Here is a 24,578-nt window from a genome sequence, read left to right on the forward strand (position 1 = left end):
TCGCGTGCGGTCTGGGCTGTTTACCTGTCAGTTAAAGGGAACGTGAAACGTCCGCTTGGCGTCGAGTAGCGCCACTGTGCCAATACCGGCTTGATCTGGACGAAGCACATAGATGCGCTGTCCCTGCACCACGCCGAGCGCGATGCCTTCATGTGTTTCAATCGCAGCCAGATCACCGACATGTGCCGATGATGGATGGCATTCCTCAAAGATCGATGCGGCCATAGCTGCATGATCGGAAAAGCCTGCCTTTTTCAGCCTGCGAAGCCCACCCATAAGCGTTTTGTACTTGCCGCGATGATCCTTTGCGAAATCCTCGCCTGTCATTGCATGCACTGCACCGGCTGCGAACAACGCACAATCATGCTCGCCCCATTGAAAAGGCTTGTGAGCAACTTCATGCAGATAGCCAGAAAGCCGGGTGCGCCAGTCGAGGTAACGCTGAATGGTCATGACTTGGCCTCTCCCCAGAACAAGTTCTGAAGCCATTCGCCTGCAACATCTGTATGACGACGAAAGCGATCACCTTGGCGGCGCTTCTGCTGTTCATCCGACCGGCGCAATGGATTGGTTTTCGTGAGCTGACGCGTGTGAGAAACACAGGTCAGTTCGATGTTGCCCGAACCACCAACAGCCGGTGTGTTGATCTTCATGTTGTTGACCCAACCGATAAACCGGGGCCGTGCAGGTGCAACAGGCAGCATCGTATCAACATCGAAATAGCCGCGGTGAACTTGGATCGGAGCCAAGCGCACGTCATAACCACGAACAGCCAATTGCGTTGCAGCATCCACCTGACTGAGCAAGATGCGGATCGAGCGAATGGTCAGGTCGCTTTCCTGCGGGATTGCCGGAACATCAAGCAAAGCGCCTGCGCCGTAATATGTCCGCACCGTTGGCAAGTTGGTTTCTGGATTGATCACCGTCACGTCGGAAACATCAAAACCGTTCCAGAAGCCGATTGCTTCCAAGCCGCCGTTGTCACGGTTCTTGGCTTCGATCCACAGCAGATTAAACGGCGCAATAGCCTCACGGTTCTGCAAGGCCGTGAGTGTCGCCTGATCATAAGCTTTCATGATTTAGACCTTGGAATGATCGACAAGCGCCAGCGACTCGGCTTGATTGGCCAAGTTCAACAACGGGAGGCTTGAAATGGAAGAATTTGAGATCCGCTATAATGCCATGGAACAGGCGATGTTGCTTATGATCCAGCGGTTGGCATTTGAGGTAGCAAAAACCAAGGGTGAACAAGCTAATCAATGGGTAGACGGTTTTCGCAACGCGATTGTAACAGAGATCAACAATACAATGGTGCGAGAAGCAGGCGGGAATGTTCCACGCCCGACAGAAATTTCGGAAATGGCTAAGTCTGTTGTTGAGGGCATTGCAACGATGACGAAGGACCGACTAGCCGAGCTAAAGTAAGCACCAAACGGCCTTTGACAAATTGTAGAGGCAGGTCTTTACCTGCCTTTTCTTTCTCACTCATATCGCTTCCTTTCATGGTCGCTGCATCACTGAAAATGAGATTGTGCTGAAGCGGCCCGAATGAGCCACTTGCAGACTGTCGGGAACAACAAACACCTTGGCGGCAGGCTTGAGAAAGTTCACCGCCATGTTGGCGACAATTCCAGCCGGAAGATGCGGCCGGATTTCAAACACGCCTGTGAAACCGCCAGCTGACGCCGAAGCATCCGAAACAATGCGTCCCAGATACCGACGAACCGGATTAGTGCCGTAGCTGATTGAAAGCATGTCACCGCCCAAAAGCTCATAGCCAGCTGGCAGTTCCTTCACTGAGAACGATTTATTATTCGCTCCCAGAATATCGATCTTGGGAGCCGTTGAACCGAGCTTAACGCCGCCCGGGTCTTTCGCTGGATAGCTGTTTGTGCAACTGGCAAAATAGAAATTGCCAATCGGCCCGTCGAGCGCTTCAAGCTTTGCCTGAATGGCACGCGCTTGGGTGTGAACCATCGGCACCAGAACCACATCAGCAGACCATCGGGAAGGCGCAAGTTTGGCAGCCAGAACTTCACCTGTACCAAGGCCAGAATATTCCATCTGTTCTTTGAGAACCCATGGAGCGCTGACCATTGGCAACAGGTCGGATAGTTCAGACTGCGGGATTGGATCAGCCATTATTCATCATCCCACTGCATAAGGGTCTTGCGCAATTTGTTTGAAGCGCCGGGGCAAGATTTCTCGATCAAACTGAGTCAGGCCTTGCTGCACTCCCGCTGACACCATGTCCATGATTTCTGCGTTGCCACGCGCGCCTGACACATCGATCTTTATGGTGTGCGCCTGCACTTTGATTGGCTTTTCGATTCTCCCGAGGCGATATTCCATGAACACGTTGATCAGAGCCTTGCGTACCGCGGCGGCTGCAACCGTCTGTGCAAACATGCAGATTAGAAGCGCCTGCCCTTCATTCAGGAAATACTCCGTGAAGGACTGGCCACGTGACTTGCCACGCCGTGTGGCGAGTGAGCCGTAAGTATCTAATTCTATTATATTTCTATCAATAATCTGACGGATTGCGCGAGGGCGCGAGAAACCCAGTGCACCCGCTAAGCAGATGTCATGAACGCGCGGTTCATTATCAATATCGGTATTCAGGTCTGCAATTGTAAACGTTCTTGTGCTATTGTTCTGCATAGCTCTAGTCATCTGGTCCATCCATTCTGGAGTGAGGTATCTAGTGCCGCGCCAACGGCCTAGATGCCGCTTGTGCCATTTGCACAAGTGAACCAAATGCTACAAGAGAAATAGGGTTTGTCAACCCAACTTGTGCAAACACAACAAATGTGGCATTTTACAACTATGTCAGAAGAACCCAAAGACGTTCGCCTACCGTTCATGGTCACGGCGTCAGAAGCTAAAGCTATCGATAAATGGCGTTATGAGAACCACGTTCCGTCACGCGCAGAAGCAATGCGCCTACTGATCAACCGCGGTCTGATTTTTGACGATTATGAAGACGCATCTATCGAAATGACGCGAGTTTTGAATAAGTTGCTGCCATCTGCGATACTTACTGATGAAGACATTAAAAAACTTGCACAAGCAGTTGGCATCCAATCGTCTATTTCGAAGAATCTATTCCACGATTTAGACAACGTCATGGATACATACATCCAAGAGCTAGAGAAAAAACTGGAATTAGCAAAATCAAGTTAAGTTCTATCCGCACGCCACGTTAAGTGAAGGGCACATTAGTGAATTCACTGATGCTTTCGCTCACGAATTATTGCGTTCATTAAATGTTCACCTTGCGGAAGGTCGCGCCTTAGCTTTAGGAATCCATAGTTTCTAAGATGACGGGGCGGGCTAGATGAAAGAATTAAGACAGCTTGAAAGAAAAAAAGGCTCCCTTTCGAGAACCTTTTTTCCTTGTAAACTCTATTGCATCACAGCATCCGGGGCCCGTCGCATAATGGACTTCCGACTGTTCTATCTGTGTGCCTACGAATCCAATGTACTAACATTTGGTGACGTATGCAACCCTTAAACATTATCGAAACGCTGGACGCTATCTCCCCAGCAAGATTGAGTAGCTATCGAAACATTTTCAATCCAGCCGACGAATACGAACTATACGGAGTCTACTGTTGGAATGAAAGCGTTTCTCAGTGCTTTCAAATTTTGCTCGCCACGATCGAAGTGACGCTGCGAAATTCAATGCACAGGAATTTTGCAGCTGCTCAGTTGTCACTGAATAATCATCAACAAAAAAATTGGTATGAGCATTTGGATTTGCAATTCAAATCCGAGGAGAAGGTGAAGAAAATCACCCACAAAAGAAAAGGACAAAATCAATTACCATTGATTCCTGCCCCCTCCCCAAATGATGTGGTAGCGGGACTTACTTTCGGATTCTGGAAACACTTACTAGATGTGGTGAAATATAAGGACGGCACACCCGTTGGACTTGCTCAAGTTTTAACCTCTTCTTTTCCAAATCATCCCAACTCGTCTGTGAGTTATTGGTCAAAATTAAAATGGCAAGACAAATTATTCAGCCGTCTGGATTTAGTGGCAGATATAAGAAATCGAATTGCGCACCTAGAACCTATATGGAAATTCGGCGAACTTCGCGAGGAAACTCGGCCAAGACCGACATCGCCGCAAATAATTGTGCAACCAGCACCAATAACCCCGGCAGATTGCGTAGCCCGATTAATTTTGGTTTTGAACCGCTCAATCGAACTATTACATTGGATATCCAAACACAGAGCTAGAGATTTCCGCGATTCATCCAATAATAAGAAGCTTAGGTATCTATTGACCACCGATGCAATTGATAGTTTCAAGGCTGGCAAAGGAAACCGAACGCTTAACAAGTTTGGCCTGTATAAAATTATTAGAGCCAAGCGTCCAGTAGACGGCATTCTGCATTTCGATCAGCCCGGATTTCAGCCTGTTATTATTATGCCGTGGTCGACATAAGGGGATTATGGGTTAACCCTGACTACCTAGCCTTAACCCAATCCCAAAGCTCGTCCTTTTCGGACCTACCTAACTAACCCCTGCCGATTTCACCATAGCTAGATGCTCATCCCAACTTGGAGGGACAACTTCTTCTTCGGCGCCATTGGCTTTCGACCAGCCTTTTGCTGCGACAGACAATTCCCATAGGGTCAAGCTATCGACGTCGCGTGGCGTGAAACCCATTACGGCACCCATGCCGTAATACGTGGAGAAGACTAGGGTTCCGTTGTCGTCTCCACCTTCGGCTCCCCCGAAGTCACCGGCTCGTCCGCAGATAGCGATTTCATGATGATTTGCGCGGCAAGACCAATGTGCTCTGTCAACGGGCGGCTATCGACGTAAGCCTGAACCAAGATACTTGCTTCTGTCGGAGTGATGCCGGCACCAATCAGCCCTAGCCTAATAGGCTCACGCACATCATCAATGCGCCAGTCGCCGCCAAAGTTACGCAGCAAGCTATAGACGTTAAAGTCTGCCCGAAAATCTGGATCGTCCACGCCAAGACTATAATCTGCAGGATCTGGCCGCTTGTGGTCTGCGGCCTGCGGCTGAAACGACATCAAGCGCGCTAAGACTGTCGCAGGACCTACCTTGCAGTTCTCCTGCAGTGTACGCAACTCACCGATACCGAGGCGGAACGAGCGCTGCGCTCCGCCAAGTTCGTCCATATATGTCTGTGTCATTAGGTTGCTGGCACCCACTTGATTTCGCCATCGCTCTGAAGCGCAAGACTCGACGTGAGATAGCCTTTACCTTCCTTCGCCAGTCCAAGGTTGGTCATCACGTAGTTACCTTCGAAATGTCCGCCACCAAGAACCGCTGTTAGCCCCCCGAGGGTCACGCGAACGGGGAACGCTTCGCCACCCAGCATCTTAGATCGCAAGACACCGTAACTAACCGGGTCCATCGTGCCAGCGCCATTGATGCCGGCAGAAAGCGTATCGACGGAACGCAGGACCCAATTTGGTGCATCCGGCTGTTCGCAGTTCGGGGCGCTCGCATCGGTGGTCGTCGCTTCGATCGAGAATTCTTGTGAGCTATTAATTGTACAAGAATGCGACCACTCTGCTGGTGTGGCGCCATCTGAAAACTGAATAAGTAGCTGTTTGGTAACGGCCATGTCGGCTGTTCCTTTCAAAGAAAAAGCCGCTCTATGGCGGCTGCTTTTCGGGATTTATTTGGGCTGGGTATCGATTGCGACTGACATGCGTGCCCTGTAATGCGGCGGATCGTCGGAGTAGACGATTGTTTCAACCCGGATTCGATCAACGGTGTGACCGACAACTTCCAAAGTCTTTTCATGAAGAGCATCACGGATTACAGCGGCCACACTTTTTGAGCCCGCATAAGTATGCGAATCCGTCCACACATCGATTTGCATCGTGCTTTCAGTACGGTCCCAGCATTCTTCGTCGATCGGTGTTTCAAATCCCGACCACACCTGCACGTAGGGATGCTGCGCTTTGCCAGGTATTTCGCTAAAGACGCGCTGGCCAGCAGCTGTATTCATGTTGCGAATGGCTGATACAAGCGCTGCCTGAATGGCGAGATTTGGACTAGCCATTGGACATCACCTGCCTAAGCGCCCGCCTAATGCCAAATCTGGCGCGCCGCATCGCTTTCTTTTTACCCAGCTTATAGCCCGGCCAGAAGAATGCCTTCGGCGCCATATTCTTGGTGCCGTACTCAACCGCTAGAGCATAGTCATAGGATGGCGCATTTCCTTTAGCAGACTTGCGAACAACCTTGCGCGTCGACGGACCGCCAGCAACTATGGACACGCCAATTGTGCCGTCTGTTAGCGGCTCTGTGCGAATTGAGCCTCGCAACGTGCCATCATCTACAGGAACGAATGAGCGCTGCTGCATATTTACTTCACGACCGGCAAGCGTGAGATCGGACTGAGCACGAGCCTTGACGGCATCAGGAATGCGGGCAAGCTTTCGTTTGAGCTTTTCCATGCCGATGATTTTACCAATGCTCGTCATCACCCATCCTCGCCTTCAATCACCAGCATCTCGAGATAAGCGTTCTGCTCGTCAGGATTGACGACGGTCTTAATGCCGAACACTCGGTTTGGCCGTTGCTCGCCGTTGTCCCCGACCGCGACGCCGGCACGCGCATCGTAAGCCCGCCATGCAGCCGTAATCTGCCTCGTTTTTCCGCTTGCGCGAACCGTGAGGTTGTATGGCTGCTGTGAGACTAGACGTGATGCAACGAGGCCTTCAGCATTACCGCCGAACTTAGGTGTCAATCGCGCTGCGACTGTGAATTGATCTACCCACATGCCGCGGGTGCTGCCTAACCCGTCGTCAACATTCTCGCGGCGCTGGAAGGTTACCTTAGAACCGAGGCTGCCTGCGCCACTACGATTTACCATCTAAATCCTCACGTCTTGGCGTCGGTAACTTTACAGCCTTGCCCTTTTTTACCGCGGCTTCGGCGCACCGCGTTGTGACGTTCAGTTCCATGCTGGCCTCATAGGCGATCGTCACGCCGTAACGTGGCGACCAGTCGAAGTCTTCGGAGAAGCGGACGTGGGGCATTTTTCCCTCCTTCGCTCGACAGCAAAGAACGAGTCTGATCATATGGCGGCAAGGACTGGAGAAGCGCGGTTAGAGCAAAATTTAAACGCCAATCAGCCGCGCGCGTGTATCGATGATTGCAGAACAAAACGAAATTTTTGACGAGTTTCAGATTTCCCTGCTTGTAAGAAAGCATGGATGGTCAAATCTTGTTCTGAGCTTACCGAACAACACGCACACTTCAGTTGTGACCGATGTATTTTCCGACATCGTCAACAATATTCTTACGTGCTGCGAAGCAGTCATCGACAATCATCAACATACTCAGCCATTTTATGATGAGCCGGGTGGGTCAGTCTGGAGACTCAATCCAGATCCAATCATGAGGCATCTTGTACGGGTCAGGATTTTTGATCTGCCGAACAAAGCCGGTGAATTCTCTGAGTCCGATCTAAATAAGCCGGTTGTTGATTTGCTCACAAAAAGGAAGCACTTGCTTCTCAACTTCATGATGGAGCTATTGAGGACCAAGCTGCTGTATGCGGATGCGTCATTTTACAAAGACCGGCAGGCCTTTCCACATGATCGTTTTGAGACTGTTTGGAACAAATGGGCAAAAGCCAATATAGGCTGCCCATTTTCTCTGCCTGGTTGAGATCATTAAACCCTCAACAATCTGTATGGATCGATAAGACGTCGAGCCGTGGGAATTTCCGCTTGGTTTGTGCCCGTGATAATAATCTCACGGTTTTCAAACATACCCGCCATCATAAGCAACGCAGCCGCATCAAACGCAAACTCAGCACCCGTGGGCACTGCTGTTCGCTTGGTGTATGTCATCGTCCAATTGACGGCCGCCGCTAGATAAAGCTCGATTTCCTGATCTTCATCATCGTGCGACACCCGCAAATGCTTTTTAGCAAGTTCAAGTGTCACCGCCACGGCGCTTACCCTTCAAATCAACAACAGGCTCGGCCCACTTTTCGGACAGTGCAACCTCGGCCATACGCCCCGTGACTTTTTCGCCGACCTCGTACTCGCGAGGATAAACATCGCCTTCAGGTACGCCTTTAAAATTCTTTGTAACTCGCGCTTCCAATTACGCCTCCGTGAAATAACAGGGTGCCCGGAGGCACCCTATAATTGTTAAGCGGCTGCGATCTTGTGATAGCGCAGAGCAGTCGGATCGGTCACACCGCCACCAACACGCTTGGTGGTGTAGAACTGCACGAAAGGCTTGTTGCTGTAGGGATCACGCAGAATGCGGATGCCCATTCGATCAATGACCAGATAACCACGCTGGAAGTCACCAAAGACAACCGGAGTGGCATCGGCTGCAATGTCTGGCATCGCAGCAAGTTCAGTGACTGGGAAGCCTTTTGCGGCTCACGCAAGTTATGGGATTTCATAATGCCTCCTGTCAGGAGGTTGATCTGTGGCCCAATCGTCCGGGCCGTCGTGCCTTAAAGGCTAGTGGACTGTGGCGCCAACAAACGGGCCGTCCAGAACAGTAATACGCGGCATCGCGATAAAGACATCGCGACACGTAGATGAGCATGAGCCTCGGTTGGTACGCCGTTTGACAACAACGCCTTCGCTTGGCTCCGGGGGCTTAGACTGTGGCGCACGTTCAGCCAGCAACGACCAGACATGCCCTTTGGTTAAACCCATGATCGATGCAATTTTGCTATATGCCTTTCCTGCATCACGGTGGCTGCGAGCCTCCGCCTGCAAGACAGGTCTGTCTTGTAGCTGTGGTTGATTCATAGCTCCTCGTATTGGTTGGTATTGACAAATGGCTAGCTGGCAGCCATCTCTCTCGTTGGCCGGGGTGGTACCTGGCAAGGAACCCCCGGTGTAGAAGTGGCGCAAGCCCTCCTCGTGTAAGCCGGGGTATTACGAGGCGGAGCGAGCAGCGGGTGGTGCCGGCTCTTAAACTCCGCCTTTAATCTTTATGCTGAGCAACAATGACTGTGGACAGCTCCTGTCGTACATCATCATCGAGCTTTGCCCACATATCCCAGAACATCTGGCGTTGACGTGCTTTGAGGTCGACAGGGTCACTCGTTGTGCGAGCGCTGACCTTTTCACCCTGTTCTGCTCGCGAAATAAGCTCTTCGCGCTTGCCCGCTGGCAAGGCCATGAGAGCGTCCATTTCGACGCCTTTATCAAGGCTAGTCCCAACGATGCGTTGAATGTCGGGGCCGAGCTCGCGGGCGCGAGCGATTTTAAGGTTTACGTCGCGTTTCGAACTGCCGGTAACGCTCGCCACTTCTGCTGCAAATTCTTTTGGCCTCCCGGGACCATCTTGAATAGTGGGCAAATTTTTCCCACAATTCATTTCCCACCATATTTCCTTACGACGTGCAATATGCGCAGCTTCTTCAGCGGGCGACAGTTCGGAGCGCGCTAGGTTCTCGTCGATCTCCATAAGCTCAGCATGAAGATCGTCAACATCATGAACGACGCATTCGACGTACTCTTCGCCATTCAGTTTGAGAGCCGCCAAGCGGTGGCGACCGTAAATCAGAACAGCCACCCCATCGCACAACTCTCCATCGTCCATAACGATTTCGTCACGAATGCAGACCGCCGGCGGGTTCATCAGTCCGACTTCGGCAATGCTCTTCGCAATCTCTGCAACTTTAGATCCATCAGCATTACGATGGCGATTGCCGATAAATATGTCGTCAATGAATAATCGCCGACGTTCCATTGTTATATCACCTCAGGCAAGGATGCAGGGGACGTTGCAACAGCGAGGGAGCGACCGGATCGCCAGATCAGGAAATGATGCACGATCCCACGCGCCCACTGCTGGCGTGTCCACTTGACGGTCTTTTCGCGTAGAGCCTCGCGTAGCGTGTAAATCGGATTGCGACGCTTAAGCATCTCGCCAGTGCGGAAGGCCGTGAAGAAATGACGGATGTCATCTTCATTGGCTCCCAAGGAAAGCAGATGGAGCGCAGCAACACCTGGGGCAGCAGACCCTAGCCCCTTCTGGGGATTACCAATAAGAGAATTGGCAAGAACGACATGATCTTGATTCTCGAAATAATAGTCCTGCGCCTCTGCAGGAGTTGCGGATCGGCCATTATACATTTCGAAAGCGAGGTTTGAGATAGCAGACATGTGCACTGCGTTCGGAATGCTCGCGATATTCAGCCGATCGACGCCGGTGCGCTTACGCCCGATATTAACGGTGCGCATCGATTCCTTTGTGACGCCGTAAGAGACGACAGATTCAATCGGCTGGCCCGTTAGCAGGACACCGAACGTGCGATGCTGGCCGTCGTTCACTGTTCCGTCTTGGCATACGACGATCGATTCACCGTTGAGGTCGAAACGATGGTTCGCAATATCCCGCATGATAGCGGCAAGGTTCGCGGCATTAACTCGGCGGTTGCCGATGTTGTGCTCGAGCAGGATCTGCGCTCTCTCAGGCGAAATGATATGAACATTGGCGCGAGCGTCTCCATCGCGAACGAGGCGCTGATGCCATTCGGATGCCTTGGTGAACTCTAGCGATTTTCCGTAGATAAAGAAGCCGTTCACTTGGCCCGCGTTGATGAGCCGAGCCGCAAGGCGTGCTGCGTCTTCAAACTTGGTTTCCCGAACGAAGCGGTACACCTTCTCATGATCTGTTTCATTCGGCGATGCTGGCTTGATTGCAACAGCCCTTGAAGTAAGGCCTGTGGTGGGCTTCGCCGCATCTTCAAGAATACGAGGCTTAGCAATGGCCATCGGCTTATTGAACAGCGCTTCGGCGCGGGCGCGCTCAGGCGTGTATCTCTTGCTGCGGGTCGTCACCGGAATTTCCCGGCCTCTTGCGTGAACTGTTTGCATTTTATATCTCCTCTATAGGTTGCAAACTTCTGGGTTGCATGCTTATGGGTAGGTGTCGGTGGGGAGCAAATAGCCACTCTGCAGCTTCGGCTGTTCTCATGTAGGACAAGCGGCGCATCACTGCGTCCGCTGAGAGGCGGCTTCAACCGTCAGAGCTTGGAGGTATTGGCTAATGCTGAAACCTAAGTTGGTCGCAGTACGTGCTTACGTTCGTCTGCGATTTGGACGCTCAGAGCATGTGAGTGCTCATTGGCGTTCATGGCCGGGACAACTGGCTTTCGATTTCTAGGCTGGCGTTACAAACTAGCTCAATCCCCACCGACACCTATTCTTTTGTTCTATATGCTTTTATTCCTGCGCATGCTTATTGGTAGGCGCTGGCGGCTTTCTTCACGTGCTTGCTCTGTGTGGTGTTCGCGTACCCTGGTCATCTTGAATGACCGTTATGCAAACCAACACCAAACACCAACACGAGGGGTCAAACCGCATGAAGAAGATTATTGAACGTATCGTTCATGTACGGGCATATGTCCGTGCGCGCTTCGGCAAGATTGAGAACGTTAGGAGCCACACCCGCTCCTGGCCTAATCAGCTAGCCTTCAACTTCTAACACTGCGGCCGCCAGCACCCACTAATAAGCACGCCGAAAGCACCAGCCGCATTTCTGCGGCCAGTGTCCCTGTTAAATTGACTAAGGCGAGTTGTTAAGCTCTGGAATAAATCTGGTCATTGTAAAACTCCTCGTGTCACTGGTCTTGGATGGATATTCACTATCTGTCCGGTCGCGGAAGCTCCGGCTTCTCTTTTTGCAACTCATTCTCCTTTTTTTACGTCCCGACCTTCTTTGTGCCGGTTGATGACACCTATATATGACAGATTCGCATCCATGTCAACACATGATGACAAAAACGCACGTTACATTTTCACAATTATATGCGAAAAGCGCATCATGGACAAAGATTTCGCACAGCGCCTCCGTTCGGCACGTGAACTTAAAGGAATGAGCCAAGCCGACCTTGCCACCCTTATTGGGCGCGACAAGTCGTCGATCAGTCTGCTGGAAGGCGGGAAACGCGGAGCAAGCGTTGATTTTGTTGCACGCCTCGCGCGCGCGCTTGATCTCAATGAGGACTGGCTGGCCTTCGGTAATGGCGAGATGGCTTCGGCAGGCGCATTGTCACCGCAGAAACCATCCGACGTCTTCGCCCCATCCATTATTCCTGGTGATGAATTAGTAGGACAGAACCGCGACCTTCCGGTCTATGCAGCAGCTAAGGGCGGCGACGGGCACGTTATCATAACGTTCGACCCTATCAGCTACATGAAAATGCCAGCGGTGCTTCAGGGCGTGAAAGGCGGGTATGGTCTTTTGCTTTCTGGTGAATCAATGGTTCCAGCCTATCGTCCCGGAGAAACGGCGCTTGTGAACCCTAATCTACCACCAGTTCGCGATGAGGATGTTATTCTTTATCATACGAGCGCAATGGATGAAAATGAAGCGATCATCAAGCGGTTGATCGGCTTCAACGATCGTGAATGGATGCTGGAACAGTACAATCCGCATAAGGAATTCAAACAGTTTCGTGCGGATTGGCCTGTCTGCCATCGCGTTGTCGGCAAATATAATACGCGATAATTTCAACAGCTTGATATCGCTTCGATTGCGCTATCAGGCACGTTGCCTATAGCGGCGATTACCTCTGTTTCATTATTCCATTTATAAATCGCGAGTACGGCTGGCTTCTCATTTGACAGTCTTCTGGCTAATCGAAGCGCTTGATCCTCATTCTCAACATGAATCGGCACATCAGGAATTATACCCCATCTTCCTGCGGTAAATGACTGAACGACAAATATCGGATACATAACGCCTCCCACGCATACTCAAGCCTTAGATTTCATTTTTATAGGAACATTTCAAGAACATAATTTGTAATAGTTAACCTTGTGGATTGATTGATGCGATTATGTCAACGCATGTGTTGACAACAGATGACGAATCGACATATTAAGGTGACAGAACAGCACGAAGAAGCCACCGGCCATAAGTCAACCGCAGATCTGCTGAACCAACCAAACACGAGGAGACACCTATTATGAACGCGAAGACCCCGAGAAGAAGAAGATCTCCAGCACCTCGCAAGAACGAAGTTATCGGCGGCGGATTCTTTGTATTCCGCCGCGGAAAACAGACCGGCCGTGTTAGCGTTGCCACTACCCTGCCGTATGAACACGGCTCCTTTGAGCAAGCACTGGCGGAGGCAACGCGCCTCGCCAAGCTCTGCCCGGGCGAAACATACGAAGTTTTCCAGACAAGCGGCGCGATCGCGACGAGCAATGAAGCACTCGTTGAAGCGTTGCCCGCCAGCGTTGAGACTGTCGAGCTAGCGGAGGCTGCGTGATGAACCGCGCCCTGCTGGAAATGCTCGCCGATATGGAACCAGACCTGCACACTGACGCAGCACGTGCTGGCAGTGATGAGCCGATGCGGCGCCCGGATTACCGCGCAAAGAAGCACGCTCGCCCCATGCCCTGGATACGATACGCAGCTCGCGAAGCTGTTGAGATGACGGTTGTCATCGGCTTCTTTGTGACCGTCAGCGCAGTGGGGCTGGGCGTCACATGATTTATCGCGAAAGATAGCGACGGGGCATAGCGCCCCAGGATTTCCCAACCTTAGACGATCCGAGCGTTTTCACGCCACGGGTCGTCACGCTTACCAAAACCGCACGAGGAGTACTTATTCATGTCTAACAGACAGACGCACATCCTGACTGCCGACGAGTTCATTGCTCAAGGCACCTCTGTAGCAGCAATCCTGTCGATAGCGCGTTGGTATCGCGAGAGCGACCCGGCCACCGCAGCCAAACTAAAGGACATTGCCTATGACGTATCGCGCAAAACGGGCGAGAAGATCCGTATGCGCCGTATTAGGCCAGCCAACGACAATCTCCATCCTTTCAAGCGGAGGGCGGCGTAATGGACATACGCGTCACAGACAGGCAGGGCAGCCGTATCGACGCTGCATATCTCAACGCGTTGCGGCTAGGCCCGCAGCGCATATGCCGCGCATCCCGTGGAACCGCTGGAATCCCCCTGCCCGTTGCTCGCCGTCTGGCAGCAACTGGTCGGGCCGTCGTCGTTGGTGATGAGGTGCGTTATGTTGGTTAATGAACGGGCCGTGGACGCCATGCAAGCATATCTGCGGTCGAAGCGATATATACTGCCAAGCGGTATAGCCCGTGCCTCCCTCACCGCCGCCCTGCCTTTCCTTACGGGGGTGAAGGTGAAGGCGCTGGAGTGGTCAGATCATCAACATGGATCACGATGCGTCACTGATCGAGTATACGATATCAGTATATGGATGGAAGGCGGCAAGCCTCTATACGTCGACAGCTACACGACGATGCGCCGCTTTCGCATAATGAACGAAGCCAAAGCCGCAGCGCAGGCCGACTATGAGGCTCGTTTCTGGTCAATGGCCGAGGTGTCAGGACCATCCATCTGCAAGACTTGCAAAGGCAACGGGATCATTGGCGGCATGTATCGGGTTGGGGATGGCGATGTAGATGGATGGGAAGAACGCTGCCCAGACTGTGGGCCACCCCCGCGTGCGCAGGCGTTGGAGGAAGCGGCGAAGGTCGCAGAGCAATTCCGAAACAAAGATTGGATTGCGCATGATATGCGAACTGGTGTGTTCCCAACTCAGTCGGAACCGGGAGTTGCCATTGCCGCCGCCATTCGCACCCTCTCGTCTCAGCCTCTATCGGATGGCTGGTTGCCGATTGAGACGTGCCCTCCCGAACATGTCTTGTTTTTCGGGGTGGATAGGCACGGGGATAAGGTAGCTGCGGAAGGGTTTAAGGCAGTTAACGGGACGCTTTGCGTGGGAAATAAGGACTTGAAGCCCTTCACTTTCACCCACTGGCGTCCCCTCCCAGCCTCACCGGGAGCGTCGGAATGAGCAAGCCCTACTTCGAGAATAGCAACGTTACCTTGTACCTGGGTGATTGCGCAGATGTTTCTGCATCGTGCGATCTGATCGTTACGTATGATCTAGTATCAGATGCCCCGACACGCGAGGCTGCGATAGATCAAGCATCACAACAGCTTGAGATAGGCGATCAGTTCCAAATTATCGAAGCCAGGTCGAGTGATGCTCAAAAGTACGAAGGCTCTGACTTTGTGCCATTCTTACGCACACGCAACCATGAAATCGTTAGCGTTTGGGGCGATACGGGCAGCGACGGTCGCCAAGCCCTGAAAGGCGGTGGGTGAATGCGGCTCACGAAAGAAAAGATAAACTACTGGATGGATTGGATAGCCAGGATTATCGAAGACGATCCGTCTACAGAAAAAGGATTGATACCTCTTTACGAACGATTTGAGCGAGAGCTTGCGGCGATGGCAGACAATGACAATGCCAAACAGCGCATTTCACACAGAGCTAAACAATTGAAGCATTGTAAGGCAGCGTGAACTTCTCCATTTGCTCTTTGCGCCACTCTAATGATCCGCCCGTTCCGTAGCGCGGGCGGTCAACAGTATGCCCCATCAGCAATCGTCGAAGCTCATCGTCGAGACCAGCCTCTTTCATTCGGTCCTCAAACGCGTGCCGCAGAGAATAAATCGTATGATCGTCTGTTGGAAACAGCTCATTATTTTTGAAGAATTTATTTAAGGTAGCGGAGAGCAGGTCCTCTTTGTCTTTATACCTTGGAAAACCGGCGCGATGTTTTTTGAAAACATCATGCGCTATGCCAACCAAAGGAATCGTCCGCACTGAAGACCCTGTCTTGATTTCACGAGGGTCTTTAGGATCATGCCGAGGCTGAATGACTATATGCGGCACCCTGTGCGACAGCATGATGTGCTGCGGGGTAATATTGCATAATTCACTTGGCCTGCAACCTGTCTCAATCATAGCTAAAACAATTCCACGGGCCTCATGATTGAGGGAGTCTAAGGCTCCTACAGCAAGGATTTTGTTTTGAATCCATGCCGATGAAAAAGGAGGTCGGGTTCGCTTGATTTTGTCGGAGAACCCAAGGTCGCGAAAAGGATTTTGCTTATCCGCATCCCCCATGTGCTTGTAATAGTCCGAAAAAAGCACGCGCATTCCACCTATGGCTCGATTTCCAGCACTTGCTGAGTGGGTTGGCATGCCCTTTTTGGGTGCAACTTTTTGCAGCCAGTGTCGATAAAACACTTGAGCGTCTTCACGAGTTATCTGATCCAGCGCCTTATCTGAGAGGACTTCAATGAAAGAGTCTATTGCGCGTTGCTTATGAGCAACCCAACGCTTCTTCTGGTTCGGGCTTTTACTGGAGACCTCATGAGGCGTAATTTCATTAAAATATATTTTTAACGCCTCAGACACTGTAACAGGCGGACGATCTATAGCCCCGAGGATGGTTTTAGCGTCTTCTATTCCAGACGCGGAACGATCTACAAATCGGGCCGTGAATTGATCTAGGGGTGTGTCAGCAATGTAGACAGCGGGCGAATAAGAGATTCCTACAGCTTCTGCCCGTGCGACAGCTGACCGATACTTGTCTCGATGCGCATCTATCGATCCTCCCCCAGCCTTCATTGCCCGCCACAGATCATCATCAGCTCGTTCATAATGATCGCGCTTAATCATGGCTTCGGCAATATTTGAGGTTTTTAAGCTGATGCGAACAATCGGGGCACGACCATCTGTGGGCGCAACAGTGGTGGGAACACGCCTCACATACTGAAATACGCCATCCCGCTCTTGCAAATATCGATTTGGATTATTCTTGATGCGATATCCTGACATGCAAAGAAAATATCACATGTGTCGCGTATTGTATCGCTATTTGTTGCACTGATTGTTGCACAAAATGGTACACATACAAATCGTACCAGCATTAATTTATGTAGCTAAGCAATTGTAATATATGTATAAATTACAATTTGACCCAACAAAAAAGTGGCTGAAAATGGTACGGACGGGTGGATTCGAACCACCGACCTCAGGAGCCACAATCCTGCGCTCTAACCAACTGAGCTACGACCGCGTACCTAAATCTCAACGAACTCGCTTGTGGTGTCCGCTGACAGGGGGTCACATACGGAGAATCGATCCACATTGCAAGTGATTACAATGATCTTTTTTGAAGAAATCCACGTTTGTTAGCCAAAGCGGCCCAATCGTTAAAATTGGACGGGTTTTGATTACCATGTTTTATGCATGCCTGTGCACAAAGCTGGATAATCGCTCGACACATAAAATTGCCGCACCCGCATTAACTAATGGAACAGAAAATGAGGTCCATATCGAATGGCAATATGGACCCGAACCCGCAAGAAGCTTATTAACAGGTCGTTAAAGAGCACTTTGGGTGGTCGGAAGAACAGGTAAAGGACCGGTATGTCAGGATCATACCCCTTCATCGACATTGCCGCGCTGGATCATATCCGCGAAGGCTTTGCCAAGGGCGATGCGCAGCTCGTGCTGACGCGCGACCTTTCGACCGTTCTATGGATCAATGGTCCAGGAGCCAAGTTGTTCGGTTTTGAACGGATCGAAGATGTCATCGGTGACGAACTCGATCTGCCTGTTTCAACCCGCCGCCAGATTATGGGCTCGAGCAGCGAAGCTGAAACTGCGCCGCGCGTTGTGGCCGTGCGTCTTGGTGCTGGCATGCGTTCAGAACTCACACGCCTTCAAGTTTCCCACCTGACAATGCCTGACGGTATCGAAGCGCTCTTGCTTGCTGTCGAGAAGCAGAATGCTACCCCTGACGCAATTATTTCCGGTCTCGGAGATAATACGACGCATGTCGCGCTGATCGATGCTAGAGCAAAGGTGATTGCCTCAAGCCCACGCTTTGCAGCCCTCGATATTTCCGCATCAACGCTTGAAGATCTGATTGTTGAAGCAGGCGATACCAGCGATCGGATCGTAAAGCGCCGTATTCGCGCAGGCAGAAGCTCAGTTCCAGGTGCAATCGCACGGCTTACCGACAATCCAGTCTTACATCTTATCTGCATCGTCGGAGAAGCAGCCATAACCCCTGCAACGACCAATGATGCGAAAACAAATGCAGCCGCAGATAACATCGCGCGTGAGGTAGAGATTGCGGCGACAGAAACCAAGCCGAAAAGCTTTGTCTTTGATCGCAACGGCCCACCTGCCCGTTTCATCTGGAAGACGGACGCAGCGGGGTCGTTTACAGAGGTTTCACCGGAACTCGGTGTGATCATCGGTCCAAATGCGGCTGATGTCATAGGCAGGCGCTTTGCGGAAGTCGCCAATGTTTTCGCCTTCGATACGGATGGCAGCATCGGCTCGCTTCTGGAAAAGCGCGACACCTGGTCTGGCAAAAAACTGCTTTGGCCCGTGGAAGGCACAAACCTTCGCGTGCCGGTCGAGCTTGCCGCCCTGCCCGTTTATTCGCGTGATCGTGAATTTATCGGCTTCCGGGGATTTGGCCTTGTGCGCCCTGAAGATGCGGAAGAAGACCCTGAGACAATCGGCCTTGTGCTTGCTGGCGGCATTCCGCAGAAGCGTGAAGCAGCCCCCACAATACAGGAAATGCTGAGCGCTGAAAGTGATGACGATGTGTTGGCGCTTTCCGAAGAAGTTGCCAATGACGACCACCCGGACACCGGGCATCAGATCACAGCTGTAGAGACGTTGCCTTTTGAGTTGACGCCGAACCCCGGTCGTCGTGAGTCCGACAAGGTCATTGAGTTACTCAATGCAGCCGCACGCGAAAAAGTGGAAGCTGATCAGGCAAAGCAGTTCAAGGGTAAAGAACAGCGTCCTGAAGGCGGATTGACCGCAACGGAGCGCAACGCATTTCGAGAAATTGCTGACCGTCTGCGCAAGCAAGGACTGGCTAATTCTCGTCAGGACGACGAAGCACCAGTCGAAAAGTCAGTAGAAAAGCCAGCAGAAAAGATTGAACAGAAGCAGCCAGCCGCAGAGCGTAACGCGCCAGTTGCGGTCGGGTCTGAAAATTTGCCTGCGGCGGACGACAAACCTGAAGCTGCAAAACCAGACCAAAAACACCGTACCGATGAGACAGCACTGCTCGCTAATTTGCCTATCCCCGTCATCATCCATTCGGGTGACGAGATTCATTATGTCAATGAGGCACTTCTAGACCTGACAGGTTATGAAACGCTCGAAGACATCCGTGATGCGGGTGGCGTCCAGGCATTATTTAACAGTGACAGTGATGAAGGCAGCAACCCTCAAGGTATGGTGCTGCGCCGTGCAGACGGCAGCGAAGAGCCAGTAGATGCACATCTCAACGCCATTGGCTGGCGCAACGGTCGTGCGCTCATGCTGAGCCTTATGCTGGTCGCACCTGCATCCAACGAAGTTGAGGCTCCTGCAAAAGCCGAAATATCCAGTGAAGACCATACTGAAAAGCAGGCACTTAAAGCTCAGGTTGAAGAACTGAAAATCATTCTCGACACGGCAACAGATGGCGTCGTGCTGATTGATCCCGAAGGTCGCATTCGCTCGATGAATCATTCTGCCGCTGCTCTTTTCGGCTACGACCGGAGTGACACTGAAGGCAAATTCTTCTCGATGCTGTTTGCGATCGAGAGCCAGCGTGCAGCGATGGATTATCTGCACGGGCTGTCCGAAAATGGTGTTCTCAGCGTCTTGAACGACGGCAGGGAAGTGATTGGTCGCGAAGCTCAGGGCGGGTTTATCCCCCTCTTCATGACAATGGGTAAACTTCCACACACCAGCGGTTTCTGCGCCGTGTTGCGCGACATCACGCAATGGAAGCGTACAGAAGAAGAGCTGACGAATGCGCGCAAGGAAGCTGAACGTGCATCCAACCAGAAAACTGACTTTCTGGCCCGTATCAGCCACGAGATTCGCACACCACTTAACGCGATCATTGGCTTTTCCGAGTTGATGGCTGACGAGAAATTCGGTTCCATCGGCAATGATCGCTATCGCGATTATCTGCGCGACATCAACCGTTCAGGCAATCATGTGCTGGCACTGGTCAATGACTTGCTCGATATCTCCAAGATAGAAGCCGGTGCACTCGATATGCAGTTTGAGGCGGTTTCGCTCAATGATGCGATTGGTGAAGCTATTGCTCTGATGCAGCCGCAAGCAAACCGTGAGCGCGTCATTATACGCTCGAGTTTCCAGTCGAATTTGCCTGACATTGTTGCCGATGCACGTTCGATCAAGCAGGTAGCGCTCAATCTGTTGTCTAATGCGGTTCGCTTCACAGCAACCGGCGGACAGGTGATCGTCTCCACCAATTATGAATTGAATGGTGATGTGGTCATGCGCGTTCGTGATACGGGCGTAGGCATGACGAAGGCCGAAGTTGAGCAGGCTCTGAAGCCTTTCCGCCAGGTCAACACGATGCAGCGCAGACAGACAGAAAGCGCAAAAGACTGGCGCAATGAGGGTACCGGCCTAGGCCTGCCCCTTACAAAAGCGATGGTCGAAGCAAACCGCGCGCAGTTTGCGATAGACTCGACGCCCGGACGCGGCACCGTGGTGGAAATAATCTTTCCGCCGACCCGCGTTCTCGCAGATTGACAATTTGAAGCCCTCCACATGGAGGGCTTTTTATATACAAACCAAAAAAAACGCCGGTAAAAACCAGCGTTGGAGAATCTCAGAGACAAAGAGACACAAAAGCAATCGCAAATGAGGGCCTGACGGCGGCTCGATCATTACTCAGTGTTGCACTTTTTATGACGCATAGCCGGTTAATCGGTCGTTAAAATTAAGGTTCAGAGTTTAGACATTGGAAACTCCTGTAAAATCAGGGTTAATTTCCTAGAAACATTTGTTTAACCATATGTCAGAATCAGCATGGACGGCTTTGCTTTGCCACAGTGCTGGTTTAGATTACAGAATATGTCTCACTGATAGGATGGTTGATGCGCTGGCCCAGATTTACGCGCCTTATTGTTGCGATCATCATTCTTAGCGCGGCAGCCGTGGCAACCCTGCTTGCCCTTATACCTTTTATCGTCTCCACAGATTCAATCCGTGTTCGAGTGGCGCAGGAAATCAGCGCCTGGACCGGTTATAGTGTCGAACTGCGAGAAGCACCGCGTCTGCGCGTGTTCCCGGTTTTGCGAGCCTCGCTTGAAGGTGTGACACTCAGCAAGCTTTCCGAGCAAGGCGCCAAGCCATTCATGAGTGCCAGCCGGATCGAGGTCGAACTGTCGCCTCTTGATGCGTTGATGGGGCGCTTGTCTTTCTCAGAAACACAGATTGTGAGACCGCATTTCAACATCGGTGGCCCAGTCGATAACTTCTCTGGCCTGCTTGATGCCATCGCAAGTTCCAACGGACGTCTTGGCACCGCGATCCGCGCTCAACGCGCATTGCAGCAGAATGGTGCAAACGACAAAACGCTTGCTGCACAGCAAGCCTCACAACCTTTTGGTCGCGTCGTTATCCGAGACGGTACCGTCTCATTCAATCGAGCAGACGCTGAAGAGGAACCGAAGGAAGATCAACAAATTACCAAGTTGAACGCCACGCTTGAATGGCCACGCACCTCGAGCGCGGCAACACTGCGTGGCAGCGCTCTTTGGCGCGGGGAAAATACCCAGTTCAACCTGACTGCATCGCAGGCTTTGCCACTCCTTGCCGGGGGTACATCTGATGTTACCGCGAGTTTCACTTCCAATCCGGTCAACATTACATTCGAAGGCAAGGCCAACATCTCCAACGACCGCTTCTTCGAAGGTGCGTTGAGCGCCAAAACTCCTTCCCTGAGCAATGCAGTTCGCTGGCTTGGTCTGCCTCCCGTTGCAGGCAGCACAGAAATTGGCGTCTTCTCGCTCGATTCAACGATCACCTCGACGCCACGTCGATTGAAGTTCGATAATGTCGAGATGACCACAGACGAAAGCCCGGCCAAGGGCGTTATCGAAATCGGATTTGAGCAAGATACACCGGCTGTGACCGGAACTCTTGCATTCGATAAACTCGATCTGCGGCGACTGTTTTCCATCTTCGTACCATTGCCCGACAACCGGCCTCGCCCCCCGAATGAGCGCGATCAAAGCGGGAAAGACAATATCGATACAAGCTTTATCGATCGCGCTGAACTCGACCTTCGCCTCTCGGCGCAAACCGCTACCGCCGGTCCCGTTTCCATGACGGGTGTGGCTGCGGCTGTGCAGATCAGGGGCGGTCGTGCGATGTTTGATATTGGTGATGCCAAAGCTTTCAACGGCATCCTTCAGGCCAATCTGCAGATCGTTCGCGACCTTAAAACTGCCACTGGAGAACTCCGTTTCAACGCATCTGATATTGATAGTTCTCAGCTCTTCGCAGCATTCGGTTTCGATAAGCCATTCGTCAACGGCAAAGGAAATGTCTCACTGTTCATGAAAGGACCGGCGAACCGTTGGTCGGCACTCTTGACCGGTGCACAGGGCAATGTTTCAGTGCAGCTCAACAACGGCCAGATGCAAGGTTTCGCGGTACAGGATTTTCTGACTAAGGCTCAGAGCCAAGGCTTCTTCGCACTCGAACGGCAGGAAAATGTTTCGCTTGCCTTCAACCGGCTCGATCTTAAGGCCAATCTTTCGGACGGAGTTGCAACACTCGAAAACGCACGCCTTGGCACGACCGACGGCACGCTTAATCTTGCTGGCATTGTCCCGTTTGTTGATCGCAGCCTGGCTCTCAGTGGTGAAGTGATCTTCCCTGAAAGCCAACAGCAACAACAAGAAAACTCAGACGGACAACAAGCCGAAACGACCCCCACCAAGCCACCGCTGCATTTCTTTGTCGGCGGCTCATGGGATCGTCCGTTCATCTCCCCATCATCGACAGGAACAGCCACGGGGCAATGAAACCGCTCTGTTTCGCTCATAGCATTTCCAGCAAAAGTACGAAGCGGTTTTGCGAAGGATAATGCGTAGAAACAAATAGTTACAGCGGTTCCGACAATCAGTGTCAACTGGAACCGCTGTAAGAACTACCCCAGCCTGAATGCAGCCTGCTCATCACGGCGGCGCTGAACTTCCCGACGCTTGTTAACAACCGAGGCGATGATAACGCCCGTCGTCACCAACGCGATCAGGATCGTACAGACCGCATTGATTTCCGGCGTCACTCCAAGGCGAACCTGGCTGTAGATTTTCATCGGCAGCGTCGTTGCACCCGGCCCAGATGTGAAGCTTGCAATCACCAGATCGTCGAGCGAAAGCGTGAAAGCAAGCATCCAGCCAGAAACTACCGCAGGCAGGATCACCGGCAGGGTGATCTTCATAAAGGTCGTCACCGGTGGCGCTCCGAGATCCATCGCCGCCTCTTCCAAAGAGCGATCAAAGCTTACCAGTCGGGACTGCACGACAACGGCCACAAAGCACATCGAAAAGGTGATATGTGCAAGTGTGACCGTCCAGAAACCACGGTCAAAGTTCATCGCCACAAACAGAAGCAGCAGCGACAGACCCGTGATGACATCAGGCATGACAAGCGGTGCATAGACCATGCCAGAAAATAGGATACGTCCGCGAAAGCGCGTGTAGCGGGTCAGCGCAAGTGCTGCCAGCGTGCCGAGCACGGTTGCAATTGTTGCCGACAGAAGACCAACGCGGATTGTCACCCACGCCGCATCCATCAAAGCCTGATTTCTGAAAAGCTCAACATACCATTTGGTCGAGAAACCCGCCCAGACAGTGACCAGACGGGATTCATTGAACGAATAGATGACCAGCAGAACAATCGGCAGATAAAGGAAGGCAAAGCCAAGTGCGACTGAGGCGATATTGAAACGGGACCAATTATTGTTCATGGCCTATTTCCCCTTTTCCTGCTGACGCGCCTGTATTTGCTGGAAGATCACAATCGGTATGATCAGTATCAACAGAAGAACGACAGCTACAGCCGATGCAACCGGCCAGTCGCGGTTGGAAAAGAACTCACTCCAGATCGTCTTACCGATCATCAATGTCTGAGATCCACCGAGAAGGTCAGGGATAACAAACTCACCCACAGCTGGAATGAAGACAAGGAAGCAGCCGGCAAGAACGCCCGCAAGCGACAGAGGAAATGTAATTTTCCAGAAAGCAGCAATTGCAGTACAGCCAAGATCCTGTGCAGCTTCGATCAGCGAATAATCCATTTTTTCCAGTGATGAATAGATCGGCAAAATCATGAATGGCAAATAGGAATAAACAATACCGATATAAACTGCCGTATCCGTATTGAGGATGGTCAGCGGCGTATCGATGATGTTCAGCCACATTAAAAACTGGTTGAGCAGGCCTTCTGGTTTCAGAATGCCAATCCACGCATAAACGCGGATCAGGAATGACGTCCAGAATGGCAGGATCACCATCATCAGGAGTGTCGGACGGATCGTTGATGGTGCGCGCGCAATGCCGTAAGCCATAGGATAGCCAACAAGCAGCGCCAAAACGGTGGAAATGGCAGCAATCCGAACGCTCGACAAATAAGCCTTGTAATAAAGCGGGTCGTCAAGCAGCCATAAATAATTATCGAATGACAGCTGCTTAATTTTTTCCCAGCTTTGCGCAAAACTGTCAGCCCAATCAAAAGCTGGCATATAGGGCGGGATCGCCATCGTGACTTCAGACTGAGAAATTTTGAAGACGATGAAAAACGGAACCAGAAAGAACAGCAGCAGCCAAAAATATGGCACCGCAATCACGAGGCGACTGGTTATGGAGGCGATCAGCTTTTGCATACGCGTC

32 protein-coding genes, 1 tRNA gene and 1 pseudogene are annotated in these 24,578 nt (G+C 51.7%); 13 read left to right on the forward strand and 21 right to left on the reverse strand.

What is annotated here, in order from left to right:
* Nucleotides 1-27: 27 nt before the first annotated feature.
* Nucleotides 28-453: a DUF6950 family protein gene (locus tag OIV19_RS05330; protein ID WP_264230892.1), complete on the reverse strand. Its 426-nt coding sequence runs from the start codon at nt 451-453 to the stop codon at nt 28-30.
* A complete protein-coding gene (locus OIV19_RS05335) occupies nt 450-1,076 on the reverse strand; it encodes a hypothetical protein (RefSeq protein ID WP_264230893.1) in 627 nt (208 codons plus the stop codon). Before OIV19_RS05335 ends, OIV19_RS05330 begins: the two co-directional genes overlap by 4 nt.
* A 76-nt stretch (nt 1,077-1,152) precedes the next feature.
* Here OIV19_RS05335 and OIV19_RS05340 point away from each other — a divergent pair, with 76 nt between their 5' ends.
* Nucleotides 1,153-1,425, forward strand: a complete 273-nt coding sequence (locus OIV19_RS05340) for a hypothetical protein (protein ID WP_264230894.1) — start codon at nt 1,153-1,155, stop codon at nt 1,423-1,425.
* 75 nt (nt 1,426-1,500) lie between these two features.
* Here OIV19_RS05340 and OIV19_RS05345 read toward each other — a convergent pair whose 3' ends face one another.
* Nucleotides 1,501-2,142 carry a hypothetical protein gene (locus OIV19_RS05345; RefSeq protein ID WP_264230895.1) on the reverse strand — a complete coding sequence of 214 codons (642 nt, stop codon included), beginning with the start codon at nt 2,140-2,142 and terminating at the stop codon, nt 1,501-1,503.
* A gap of 6 nt (nt 2,143-2,148) precedes the next feature.
* Nucleotides 2,149-2,673, reverse strand: coding sequence for a hypothetical protein (locus OIV19_RS05350; protein WP_264230896.1), 525 nt, complete (start codon nt 2,671-2,673; stop codon nt 2,149-2,151).
* A gap of 105 nt (nt 2,674-2,778) precedes the next feature.
* Between OIV19_RS05350 and OIV19_RS05355 the strand changes: the two genes are divergently transcribed.
* Together OIV19_RS05355 and OIV19_RS05360 are read left to right on the forward strand one after the other, a co-directional pair.
* Nucleotides 2,779-3,183: a hypothetical protein gene (locus OIV19_RS05355; RefSeq protein ID WP_264230897.1), complete on the forward strand. Its 405-nt coding sequence runs from the start codon at nt 2,779-2,781 to the stop codon at nt 3,181-3,183.
* Nucleotides 3,184-3,501: 318 nt separating this feature from the next.
* Complete coding sequence (locus OIV19_RS05360; protein ID WP_264230898.1) at nt 3,502-4,452, forward strand: Abi family protein; 951 nt, start codon at nt 3,502-3,504, stop codon at nt 4,450-4,452.
* Between the two features lie 69 nt (nt 4,453-4,521).
* Here OIV19_RS05360 and OIV19_RS05365 read toward each other — a convergent pair whose 3' ends face one another.
* From OIV19_RS05365 to OIV19_RS05395, 7 genes are read right to left on the reverse strand one after another with little or no spacing between them, the layout of a single operon-like run.
* Nucleotides 4,522-4,689, reverse strand: a complete 168-nt coding sequence (locus OIV19_RS05365; protein WP_264230899.1) for a hypothetical protein — start codon at nt 4,687-4,689, stop codon at nt 4,522-4,524.
* Between the two features lie 20 nt (nt 4,690-4,709).
* Nucleotides 4,710-5,177 (reverse strand): gene transfer agent family protein, encoded by a 468-nt coding sequence (locus tag OIV19_RS05370; protein WP_264230900.1) that lies wholly within the window; start codon nt 5,175-5,177, stop codon nt 4,710-4,712.
* Nucleotides 5,177-5,614: a phage tail tube protein gene (locus OIV19_RS05375; protein ID WP_264230901.1), complete on the reverse strand. Its 438-nt coding sequence runs from the start codon at nt 5,612-5,614 to the stop codon at nt 5,177-5,179. Before OIV19_RS05375 ends, OIV19_RS05370 begins: the two co-directional genes overlap by 1 nt.
* Nucleotides 5,615-5,668: 54 nt before the next feature.
* The gene (locus tag OIV19_RS05380; protein ID WP_264230902.1) at nt 5,669-6,058 is read right to left on the reverse strand and encodes a DUF3168 domain-containing protein; all 390 of its coding nucleotides are present in this window, start codon (nt 6,056-6,058) and stop codon (nt 5,669-5,671) included.
* Nucleotides 6,051-6,482 (reverse strand): HK97-gp10 family putative phage morphogenesis protein, encoded by a 432-nt coding sequence (locus OIV19_RS05385; RefSeq protein WP_264230903.1) that lies wholly within the window; start codon nt 6,480-6,482, stop codon nt 6,051-6,053. The genes OIV19_RS05380 and OIV19_RS05385 overlap by 8 nt, the downstream gene beginning before the upstream one ends.
* Entirely contained in the window at nt 6,482-6,874 is a 393-nt protein-coding gene (locus OIV19_RS05390) for a head-tail adaptor protein (RefSeq protein ID WP_264230904.1), read from the reverse strand. Before OIV19_RS05390 ends, OIV19_RS05385 begins: the two co-directional genes overlap by 1 nt.
* Nucleotides 6,861-7,040 (reverse strand): hypothetical protein, encoded by a 180-nt coding sequence (locus tag OIV19_RS05395; RefSeq protein WP_264230905.1) that lies wholly within the window; start codon nt 7,038-7,040, stop codon nt 6,861-6,863. Before OIV19_RS05395 ends, OIV19_RS05390 begins: the two co-directional genes overlap by 14 nt.
* 112 nt (nt 7,041-7,152) lie before the next feature.
* Here OIV19_RS05395 and OIV19_RS05400 point away from each other — a divergent pair, with 112 nt between their 5' ends.
* Nucleotides 7,153-7,674 carry a hypothetical protein gene (locus OIV19_RS05400; RefSeq protein ID WP_264230906.1) on the forward strand — a complete coding sequence of 174 codons (522 nt, stop codon included), beginning with the start codon at nt 7,153-7,155 and terminating at the stop codon, nt 7,672-7,674.
* Between the two features lie 5 nt (nt 7,675-7,679).
* On the opposite strand, the gene OIV19_RS05405 is transcribed toward OIV19_RS05400, so the two are convergent.
* The 6 genes and pseudogenes from OIV19_RS05405 to OIV19_RS05430 form a co-directional block, all read right to left on the reverse strand.
* Entirely contained in the window at nt 7,680-7,961 is a 282-nt protein-coding gene (locus tag OIV19_RS05405) for a head-tail connector protein (RefSeq protein WP_264230907.1), read from the reverse strand.
* Complete coding sequence (locus tag OIV19_RS05410; protein WP_264230908.1) at nt 7,945-8,118, reverse strand: hypothetical protein; 174 nt, start codon at nt 8,116-8,118, stop codon at nt 7,945-7,947. Before OIV19_RS05410 ends, OIV19_RS05405 begins: the two co-directional genes overlap by 17 nt.
* 47 nt (nt 8,119-8,165) lie before the next feature.
* A pseudogene (locus tag OIV19_RS05415) lies at nt 8,166-8,396 on the reverse strand (phage major capsid protein); the annotation flags it as partial.
* 93 nt (nt 8,397-8,489) lie between these two features.
* A complete protein-coding gene (locus tag OIV19_RS05420) occupies nt 8,490-8,786 on the reverse strand; it encodes a hypothetical protein (protein ID WP_264230909.1) in 297 nt (98 codons plus the stop codon).
* Nucleotides 8,787-8,964: 178 nt separating this feature from the next.
* Entirely contained in the window at nt 8,965-9,735 is a 771-nt protein-coding gene (locus tag OIV19_RS05425; protein WP_264230910.1) for a ParB N-terminal domain-containing protein, read from the reverse strand.
* Nucleotides 9,736-9,737: 2 nt separating this feature from the next.
* Nucleotides 9,738-10,865, reverse strand: a complete 1,128-nt coding sequence (locus tag OIV19_RS05430; protein ID WP_264230911.1) for a hypothetical protein — start codon at nt 10,863-10,865, stop codon at nt 9,738-9,740.
* Nucleotides 10,866-11,814: 949 nt separating this feature from the next.
* Between OIV19_RS05430 and OIV19_RS05435 the strand changes: the two genes are divergently transcribed.
* The 7 genes from OIV19_RS05435 to OIV19_RS05465 all read left to right on the forward strand — a co-directional run bounded on the left by OIV19_RS05435 (nt 11,815) and on the right by OIV19_RS05465 (nt 15,143).
* Nucleotides 11,815-12,501 carry a helix-turn-helix domain-containing protein gene (locus OIV19_RS05435; protein ID WP_264230912.1) on the forward strand — a complete coding sequence of 229 codons (687 nt, stop codon included), beginning with the start codon at nt 11,815-11,817 and terminating at the stop codon, nt 12,499-12,501.
* A 460-nt stretch (nt 12,502-12,961) separates the two neighbouring features.
* Complete coding sequence (locus OIV19_RS05440; protein ID WP_264230913.1) at nt 12,962-13,267, forward strand: hypothetical protein; 306 nt, start codon at nt 12,962-12,964, stop codon at nt 13,265-13,267.
* Nucleotides 13,267-13,491 (forward strand): hypothetical protein, encoded by a 225-nt coding sequence (locus tag OIV19_RS05445; RefSeq protein ID WP_264230914.1) that lies wholly within the window; start codon nt 13,267-13,269, stop codon nt 13,489-13,491. The genes OIV19_RS05440 and OIV19_RS05445 overlap by 1 nt, the downstream gene beginning before the upstream one ends.
* Nucleotides 13,492-13,611: 120 nt before the next feature.
* Nucleotides 13,612-13,845 carry a hypothetical protein gene (locus OIV19_RS05450; RefSeq protein WP_264230915.1) on the forward strand — a complete coding sequence of 78 codons (234 nt, stop codon included), beginning with the start codon at nt 13,612-13,614 and terminating at the stop codon, nt 13,843-13,845.
* Nucleotides 13,845-14,036: a hypothetical protein gene (locus OIV19_RS05455; protein ID WP_264230916.1), complete on the forward strand. Its 192-nt coding sequence runs from the start codon at nt 13,845-13,847 to the stop codon at nt 14,034-14,036. Before OIV19_RS05450 ends, OIV19_RS05455 begins: the two co-directional genes overlap by 1 nt.
* Nucleotides 14,026-14,829 carry a hypothetical protein gene (locus OIV19_RS05460; protein ID WP_264230917.1) on the forward strand — a complete coding sequence of 268 codons (804 nt, stop codon included), beginning with the start codon at nt 14,026-14,028 and terminating at the stop codon, nt 14,827-14,829. The genes OIV19_RS05455 and OIV19_RS05460 overlap by 11 nt, the downstream gene beginning before the upstream one ends.
* Complete coding sequence (locus OIV19_RS05465) at nt 14,826-15,143, forward strand: hypothetical protein (RefSeq protein ID WP_264230918.1); 318 nt, start codon at nt 14,826-14,828, stop codon at nt 15,141-15,143. Before OIV19_RS05460 ends, OIV19_RS05465 begins: the two co-directional genes overlap by 4 nt.
* A gap of 169 nt (nt 15,144-15,312) precedes the next feature.
* On the opposite strand, the gene OIV19_RS05470 is transcribed toward OIV19_RS05465, so the two are convergent.
* Entirely contained in the window at nt 15,313-16,668 is a 1,356-nt protein-coding gene (locus tag OIV19_RS05470; protein WP_264230919.1) for a tyrosine-type recombinase/integrase, read from the reverse strand.
* Between the two features lie 164 nt (nt 16,669-16,832).
* Nucleotides 16,833-16,909 (reverse strand) — tRNA-His (locus OIV19_RS05475).
* Nucleotides 16,910-17,262: 353 nt separating this feature from the next.
* On the opposite strand from OIV19_RS05475, the gene pdhS reads away from it, so the two are divergent.
* On the forward strand, nt 17,263-20,424 hold the full coding sequence (pdhS, locus tag OIV19_RS05480) for a cell-division control histidine kinase PdhS (RefSeq protein ID WP_264230920.1): 3,162 nt from the start codon (nt 17,263-17,265) through the stop codon (nt 20,422-20,424).
* A 347-nt stretch (nt 20,425-20,771) separates the two neighbouring features.
* Entirely contained in the window at nt 20,772-22,709 is a 1,938-nt protein-coding gene (locus tag OIV19_RS05485; RefSeq protein ID WP_264230921.1) for an AsmA family protein, read from the forward strand.
* A 125-nt stretch (nt 22,710-22,834) separates the two neighbouring features.
* On the opposite strand, the gene OIV19_RS05490 is transcribed toward OIV19_RS05485, so the two are convergent.
* Together OIV19_RS05490 and OIV19_RS05495 are read right to left on the reverse strand one after the other, a co-directional pair.
* Nucleotides 22,835-23,656 (reverse strand): ABC transporter permease, encoded by an 822-nt coding sequence (locus tag OIV19_RS05490; protein WP_151091594.1) that lies wholly within the window; start codon nt 23,654-23,656, stop codon nt 22,835-22,837.
* Between the two features lie 3 nt (nt 23,657-23,659).
* Nucleotides 23,660-24,571: an ABC transporter permease subunit gene (locus tag OIV19_RS05495; RefSeq protein WP_151091595.1), complete on the reverse strand. Its 912-nt coding sequence runs from the start codon at nt 24,569-24,571 to the stop codon at nt 23,660-23,662.
* Between the last annotated feature and the right edge of the window lie 7 nt (nt 24,572-24,578).

Origin of the sequence: Brucella sp. HL-2 (assembly GCF_025846885.2) — a bacterium.
Classification (GTDB): domain Bacteria; phylum Pseudomonadota; class Alphaproteobacteria; order Rhizobiales; family Rhizobiaceae; genus Brucella; species Brucella quorumnocens.

What these genes read in the sequence shown, in the direction of transcription:
- OIV19_RS05390 (WP_264230904.1), bottom strand. Translation starts at nt 6,874, where the DNA reads ATGGTAAATCGTAGTGGCGCAGGCAGCCTCGGTTCTAAGGTAACCTTC.
- OIV19_RS05440 (WP_264230913.1), top strand. Translation starts at nt 12,962, where the DNA reads ATGAACGCGAAGACCCCGAGAAGAAGAAGATCTCCAGCACCTCGCAAG.
- OIV19_RS05385 (WP_264230903.1), bottom strand. Translation starts at nt 6,482, where the DNA reads ATGACGAGCATTGGTAAAATCATCGGCATGGAAAAGCTCAAACGAAAG.
- OIV19_RS05455 (WP_264230916.1), top strand. Translation starts at nt 13,845, where the DNA reads ATGGACATACGCGTCACAGACAGGCAGGGCAGCCGTATCGACGCTGCA.
- OIV19_RS05460 (WP_264230917.1), top strand. Translation starts at nt 14,026, where the DNA reads ATGTTGGTTAATGAACGGGCCGTGGACGCCATGCAAGCATATCTGCGG.
- OIV19_RS05365 (WP_264230899.1), bottom strand. Translation starts at nt 4,689, where the DNA reads ATGGGTGCCGTAATGGGTTTCACGCCACGCGACGTCGATAGCTTGACC.
- OIV19_RS05435 (WP_264230912.1), top strand. Translation starts at nt 11,815, where the DNA reads ATGGACAAAGATTTCGCACAGCGCCTCCGTTCGGCACGTGAACTTAAA.
- OIV19_RS05470 (WP_264230919.1), bottom strand. Translation starts at nt 16,668, where the DNA reads ATGTCAGGATATCGCATCAAGAATAATCCAAATCGATATTTGCAAGAG.
- OIV19_RS05490 (WP_151091594.1), bottom strand. Translation starts at nt 23,656, where the DNA reads ATGAACAATAATTGGTCCCGTTTCAATATCGCCTCAGTCGCACTTGGC.
- OIV19_RS05330 (WP_264230892.1), bottom strand. Translation starts at nt 453, where the DNA reads ATGACCATTCAGCGTTACCTCGACTGGCGCACCCGGCTTTCTGGCTAT.
- OIV19_RS05425 (WP_264230910.1), bottom strand. Translation starts at nt 9,735, where the DNA reads ATGGAACGTCGGCGATTATTCATTGACGACATATTTATCGGCAATCGC.
- OIV19_RS05485 (WP_264230921.1), top strand. Translation starts at nt 20,772, where the DNA reads ATGCGCTGGCCCAGATTTACGCGCCTTATTGTTGCGATCATCATTCTT.
- OIV19_RS05380 (WP_264230902.1), bottom strand. Translation starts at nt 6,058, where the DNA reads ATGGCTAGTCCAAATCTCGCCATTCAGGCAGCGCTTGTATCAGCCATT.
- OIV19_RS05465 (WP_264230918.1), top strand. Translation starts at nt 14,826, where the DNA reads ATGAGCAAGCCCTACTTCGAGAATAGCAACGTTACCTTGTACCTGGGT.
- OIV19_RS05375 (WP_264230901.1), bottom strand. Translation starts at nt 5,614, where the DNA reads ATGGCCGTTACCAAACAGCTACTTATTCAGTTTTCAGATGGCGCCACA.
- OIV19_RS05395 (WP_264230905.1), bottom strand. Translation starts at nt 7,040, where the DNA reads ATGCCCCACGTCCGCTTCTCCGAAGACTTCGACTGGTCGCCACGTTAC.
- OIV19_RS05495 (WP_151091595.1), bottom strand. Translation starts at nt 24,571, where the DNA reads ATGCAAAAGCTGATCGCCTCCATAACCAGTCGCCTCGTGATTGCGGTG.
- OIV19_RS05445 (WP_264230914.1), top strand. Translation starts at nt 13,267, where the DNA reads ATGAACCGCGCCCTGCTGGAAATGCTCGCCGATATGGAACCAGACCTG.
- pdhS (WP_264230920.1), top strand. Translation starts at nt 17,263, where the DNA reads ATGTCAGGATCATACCCCTTCATCGACATTGCCGCGCTGGATCATATC.
- OIV19_RS05450 (WP_264230915.1), top strand. Translation starts at nt 13,612, where the DNA reads ATGTCTAACAGACAGACGCACATCCTGACTGCCGACGAGTTCATTGCT.
- OIV19_RS05345 (WP_264230895.1), bottom strand. Translation starts at nt 2,142, where the DNA reads ATGGCTGATCCAATCCCGCAGTCTGAACTATCCGACCTGTTGCCAATG.
- OIV19_RS05430 (WP_264230911.1), bottom strand. Translation starts at nt 10,865, where the DNA reads ATGCAAACAGTTCACGCAAGAGGCCGGGAAATTCCGGTGACGACCCGC.
- OIV19_RS05335 (WP_264230893.1), bottom strand. Translation starts at nt 1,076, where the DNA reads ATGAAAGCTTATGATCAGGCGACACTCACGGCCTTGCAGAACCGTGAG.
- OIV19_RS05420 (WP_264230909.1), bottom strand. Translation starts at nt 8,786, where the DNA reads ATGAATCAACCACAGCTACAAGACAGACCTGTCTTGCAGGCGGAGGCT.
- OIV19_RS05360 (WP_264230898.1), top strand. Translation starts at nt 3,502, where the DNA reads ATGCAACCCTTAAACATTATCGAAACGCTGGACGCTATCTCCCCAGCA.
- OIV19_RS05400 (WP_264230906.1), top strand. Translation starts at nt 7,153, where the DNA reads ATGATTGCAGAACAAAACGAAATTTTTGACGAGTTTCAGATTTCCCTG.
- OIV19_RS05350 (WP_264230896.1), bottom strand. Translation starts at nt 2,673, where the DNA reads ATGACTAGAGCTATGCAGAACAATAGCACAAGAACGTTTACAATTGCA.
- OIV19_RS05340 (WP_264230894.1), top strand. Translation starts at nt 1,153, where the DNA reads ATGGAAGAATTTGAGATCCGCTATAATGCCATGGAACAGGCGATGTTG.
- OIV19_RS05370 (WP_264230900.1), bottom strand. Translation starts at nt 5,177, where the DNA reads ATGACACAGACATATATGGACGAACTTGGCGGAGCGCAGCGCTCGTTC.